This window comes from Chitinophaga sp. (assembly GCF_036569125.1).
Classification (GTDB): Bacteria; Bacteroidota; Bacteroidia; order Chitinophagales; family Chitinophagaceae; genus Chitinophaga.
Genome location: NZ_DATCRF010000206.1, coordinates 1 through 5343 on the forward strand (window position 1 = coordinate 1; position 5343 = coordinate 5343).

Below are 5343 nucleotides of genomic sequence, written 5' to 3' on the forward strand. Positions count from 1 at the left end.
TCGTTTATTGTTTGTACGGTAACAGGGGTGTTCTTTGGTTATTACCCGGCAGTAAAGGCCAGCAGGCTTGATCCGATAGAAGCGCTCAGGTATGAGTAATTAAGAGTTGGAGCTGCGAAGAAAAGCCTTTGAAAGCATATCGGTGATGCCCTGTGCGATAGTACCTTCCTTATCCAGTAATGGATTAAAAATAGTTACACTGATGCCTACAGCTTTCCCGGTGGCCAGGATGCTGTTTATCACCTGTGCTGCTTCAGCGAAAGAAAGGCCGCCCGGCAAGCGGTAATCTACTGCAGGATTTATATCGTCTGAAAGCACATCGGTATCAAAGTGGATCCAGCAGCCGTCTATGGGCATAACATTCAATTCGGCCAAAACCGCTTTCATTACCTTATCCATACCCTGCGTACGGATCTGCTGCAGGTCAAAACAATGGATCCCTGTTTTACGGATATCCTGGGAGCCGTAGTGCTGCGTTTCTTCCCAGTCGCGCTGGCCGATATGTATTATGTGTTCATCTTTTACATAGGGCCGCAGCTGATCAATATTTGTGAGTATTTCAGGACCCCGGCCGCTTATCAGCGCCAGGTCCATATCTGCAGCTTCACCGGTAAGGGAGCGTTCCGGCTCATAAAAATCCGCATGCGCATCCAGGAATACCAGGCCATACCGGCCGCGGGCTTTCAGCGCGGGCATAATACCTAATAAGATGCTGCAATCGCCACCCAGCGTAAAAGCAAAACAGCGCTCATCCATCACCTCTCCGATCACTTTATTCAATGCAGCTGAAAAATCCAGCAGGGGCTGTGTGTTAATGCAATGCGTTACAGGATCCCTTTCTGTGCTGTATCGGGCATTTAACACCGGCACATGCTTAACTTCGGGCAATGCCTGGAGTTTTTCCACTAGTCCGCAATGGAGCAGGGTTTGAGCTAACTGCTCTGTACCGGAAGGTTTTAAGCCTAAAACAGAAGCTGCGGAAATTAGCTGAATATTTTTCATGGCAACATGGTTTACGCTTTTTTAAAAGGCCTGTAAACACAGTGTTCACAGGCCTTTTGCAATTACTTTACCATAGTGGTGATCTCATCCAGCTTTGCGCTGAACTTATCCACGGCGCCTGCTACTACTGCTATCTGCTCCTGCGCTTCTTTCCAGTTACGCTGCTCTATGGCTTCGCGGATACCAGGCAGGGTTTTTACGCCGTAACCGGTATAAAAGCCGGGTGCATAAATGCTGTGTTTAAACCAGGGCCGTTTGGGTAATCCCTGGCTTACCAGCAAGCTTTGTTCGGCCTGGTACAGCGCTTCGTTTAAGCGTTGGCGTGCTGCTGCAGTTACTGTAGTTGCAGCAATGGAATCGGCCAGTGTGCTGCTGGAATGGTCCAGCTTTACAAGGGCATTCTGCAGGGCGGAGAAATCCAGGTAAGGCACTTCCGCTTTTGCTTTAGGCGCAGCAAAAGGCTTTTTAGGATCAGCAGCCAGCTGGTAGCTGTGCTCTTTTATCAAACGGTTCTCTACCAGGGTGCTTTCCCGCAGCTGGTCGGCCTGATCGGTGAGCTCCTTTACATAACCATTAATGGTTTTATAAAGATCGGTGAAATCAAAAGGCAGCACATCGGCATCGGCTAAACGTAATGCCGCACGGCCGGCTACCTGCGCCAGCGCTACACCATAGCTGAAACCAGGGTCTTTAAAGCGGGAGTAGTGGTCGTAGGAATCATAAATGGAATGATACTCTCCCCCATCTCCTTCACCGCCAAAACCCAGGTTTAAAGAAGGCACGCCCAGGTGCTGGAAAAAGGGCGAGTAGTCGGAGCCGGAGCCCAGCGCAAACAGGGTAATACTTTTCTTTTCCAATGCTGCTTTGCGGCCTGTGGGAGATGCATTTACCACAGCCATTGCTTTGGCCCTTTCATATACGCTTACCTTGGTTTGCGGATCAGTTACATCTTTGGCTATGCCATCCATTAATTTGGTAAGGGCGTGTGAGCCGCCCATGCCCAGGAAACCGCGTTCATTACCATCTGTATTGATATAAGCTACGGCTTTTTGCTGCAGCTCTTTGTCATGATCTTCCACCCATTCCGTAGAGCCTAAGAGGCCCGGTTCCTCGCCATCCCAGGCGCAGTATACCAGGGTGCGTTTAGGCTGGTAGCCGCTTTTAACCAGCGCGCCAATGGACTTGGCTTCTTCCAGCATGGCGGCCAGGCCGCTAATGGGGTCGCCGGCGCCATTTACCCAGGCATCGTGGTGGTTACCGCGTATCACCCATTCATCGGGGTACTGGCTGCCTTTTATGGTGGCTACCACATCGTATGCCGGCACCAGGTCCCAGTTATAGGCTACCTCCAAATGCACCGTGGCTTTACCCGGCCCGGTGTGATACGTAATGGGCAGTGCGCCCCGCCATTCGGCCGGCACTACCGGCCCTTCCAGGGCTGCCAGCAAAGGCTGTGCATCGTGATAGCTGATGGGCTGCACCGGGATTTTCAGGATGGTAGTGGCTTGTGTGCGCTCCAAACGCTGCGCATTTTCCGTAGCGCCTACACCGGGCGTTAACGGATCGCCCGGATAAATAACCATATCCATTACAGAGCCGCGCTGCACGCCGTATTCGCTTTTAAAAGCGCCTTTGGGATATACATCGCCTTCGTAATAACCATCTTCCTTAGGATCAGAATAAATGATACACCCAACAGCGCCATGCTCTGAGGCTACCTTGGGTTTAATACCGCGCCAGGAGCGGCCATAGCGCGCTATTACTATCTTGCCCTTTACATCTATGCCTAAACGTTCCAGTGTTTCATAATCTTCGGGTAAACCATAGTTCACATACACCAGCGGCGCTGTTACATTCCCATCTGCCCCCCAGGCATTATAAGTAGGCAGCTGTCCTTCCTGGCCGGAGGTAGCATCTTCTTTCAGGGCGGGCTCTTTTAGTGTAGCCGTGAACTTTACAGGAGCAGTAAGCTCCAGCACCCGTGTTTTAGGTGTGGGAAACAGCACTTTATAAGTGTTAATGCGGGCATCCCAGCCATAACTCTTAAACTTGGCTGCAATGGCCTCCGCTACTTTTTTACCTTCTGCAGAGCCCAGGTGGTGGGGCTTTGCAGACAATTCCTTAATGGTGGCGCCTACATGGGCGCTGCTAAGCTGCTGATCGAAACGGGCTTCCAGCTGTGTGTTGGTTTCTTTACCGGCGGCGTTTTTTTGCTGAGCAATAAGGGGCGTGCAAATACCCCATGCCAAAGCGGCCGCGCTAAGCGTAATAGTTAACTTCATGATGATTATTTTATAGGCAGATGATGCGATCCGGATCTTTGGTTGGTGGTTCCCGATAGTATGGATAATAATACGGCGAATCCTGCTATTAAACAAATTACTGGTCTTTTTTCTGCTGCGCGGCTCTTTTGCGCTCCTCCTCTTTTTCATTTTCCTGCACATTGTGGCGGTGGCTTTCTACTTCTGTTACCTGGTACATTACGGCATAGCTGCTGGGCCGTATCTCTGCCCCAAACTGCAGGGCGTAGAATTTGGTGAATTCCGCACCAACGTATAGGATAATGGCGGAATAATAGATCCATAATAACAACACCACCAAAGACCCTGCTGCGCCATATGCGCTGCCTATATTGCTGCGGCCTATGTAAAAGGTGATGATGAACTTTCCCAGCATAAACAGCAGCGTGGTAAAAAAAGCCCCGACAGCCACATCTTTCCAGCGGATCAGGGCATCCGGCAATACCTTGTAAATGATACCAAACAGGAACCAGATGATCACGAATGTAAGCACCAGGTTAGTAATGTAGAACAGCATGATGGCAGTATGTGGAAAATGTTCCCGCAGCTGGTCCATAAAGCCTTCTACCAGGGCATTGATCATCAATGATACCAGCAATAAAAAACCCAGGCCCAACACCAGGGAAAACGACAGCAAACGGCTTAGCAGCAGCTGCACCAATCCCTTGCGGTATTTTACCTTTAAACGCCACATGCTGTTGATGGTTTCCTGGATCTCTGTAAAAATAGTGGTGGCGCCTATGAGCAGGGCAATAAAGCCCACTGCGGCGGTAAATACATTGGCGCTGTCCAGCGTTGCATTTTTCATTACTTCCTGGATCTGTAACGCGGCCTTACTGCCTATCAGGCCACTGACCTGTGTGTAGATCCGGCCCTCCACGGCCTCGCGCCCCAGGAACAGGTCGGCCAGGAAAATGATCACGATCATCATGGGGCCTAATGAAAAAACCGTGTAAAAGGCCAGCGATGCGCTGAGCCTGAGCACCTGGTCTTTTCCAAAACTTTGACCGGTATGCCGGAGCACTTTCCAGAAATCCCTTATTGAAAATTTCCTCATAGCATTTTATGAGGTCAATTAAAGTGCCAGCCTGTAGTATTAATAGCTGGTGGGGTGATGAGCAGTATCTGCAGGGGTGCGGATGATCGTATCTTTTGGAGCGGCGGTGCTGTCCATGGCCGTATGGGTGCTGTCTGCTTTGCCCGTCAGCAGGCTGTCTGCACGGCCGGGTGTTATGCGGGTATTGGGTGCAGCGCGGTTATCAGCGCCGATCCAGCCCATCTTTTCCATATCCTTGCGCTCTTTTTTATTGAACAGCTGCTGCGGATGTTTTTCCCGGCGCAGACCCTCATCAAAACGGGATTCTGCCCCCATGGCCGGCGCCTGGTATGCCTGGTTGCTCTTTGACTGGAATACGCCCCTGGAGCAGCTGTACAGCAGTATTACAGCACATAGAACGGTAAATATTTTCAGGGGGAAACGCATAAGCAGGTTGTTTAATACATTAATATGACCCTACTTCTCTAACGTGGCGGGCGGGGGATTATTGCGGGGACAAAAGTAAAATGCAGCGACCCGGAACCGGCATCGCTGCATTTAGCGGAAAGCAAAAAGCTATTGTGTTTTACTTTACTGCAAACTTTTGCTGCAGCACCATTTCATTGGCGTTCTTACCAATAGCTACGGTGTACTGTCCTTTGTATAATTTCCATTTGCGGGTAGGCAGGTCCCACTTCTGCAGCTCGCTTACCGGAATGCTTAATTCCACGGTTTGCTGCCCGCCCTTGTTCACCGTCACGCGTTTAAAGCCTTTCAGCTCCTTCAGCGGCATGCGGTCCATTTGCGGATACTGTATGTAAGCCTGCAGCACATCATCGGCATCATAGTTACCGGTGTTCTGCACATTCACGGTAAAGCGGATGGTATCTTTTAACGCATATACGTTCTTAGGCGCCTGTGCCCATGCATAGCTGAAAGTAGTATAGCTTAACCCAAACCCGAAAGGATACTGCACTTCCCCGCTGAAATAGCGGTAGGTACGGC

5 protein-coding genes are annotated in these 5343 nt (G+C 50.5%); all 5 read right to left on the reverse strand.

Features of this window, described 5'->3' with window-relative positions; genetic code table 11:
* Positions 1-99 precede the first annotated feature (99 nt).
* Positions 100-1002, reverse strand: a complete 903-nt coding sequence (locus tag VIM87_RS07350) for an arginase family protein (protein ID WP_331996356.1) — start codon at positions 1000-1002, stop codon at positions 100-102.
* A 62-nt stretch (positions 1003-1064) separates the two neighbouring features.
* Positions 1065-3284, reverse strand: a complete 2220-nt coding sequence (locus VIM87_RS07355) for a transferrin receptor-like dimerization domain-containing protein (protein WP_331996357.1) — start codon at positions 3282-3284, stop codon at positions 1065-1067.
* A gap of 97 nt (positions 3285-3381) precedes the next feature.
* Complete coding sequence (locus tag VIM87_RS07360) at positions 3382-4359, reverse strand: YihY/virulence factor BrkB family protein (protein ID WP_331996358.1); 978 nt, start codon at positions 4357-4359, stop codon at positions 3382-3384.
* Positions 4360-4398: 39 nt separating this feature from the next.
* Entirely contained in the window at positions 4399-4785 is a 387-nt protein-coding gene (locus tag VIM87_RS07365) for a hypothetical protein (RefSeq protein ID WP_331996359.1), read from the reverse strand.
* A 139-nt stretch (positions 4786-4924) separates the two neighbouring features.
* Positions 4925-5343, reverse strand: a 419-nt coding sequence (locus VIM87_RS07370; RefSeq protein WP_331996360.1) for a fibronectin type III-like domain-contianing protein, incomplete at its 5' end; no start/stop codon positions are given.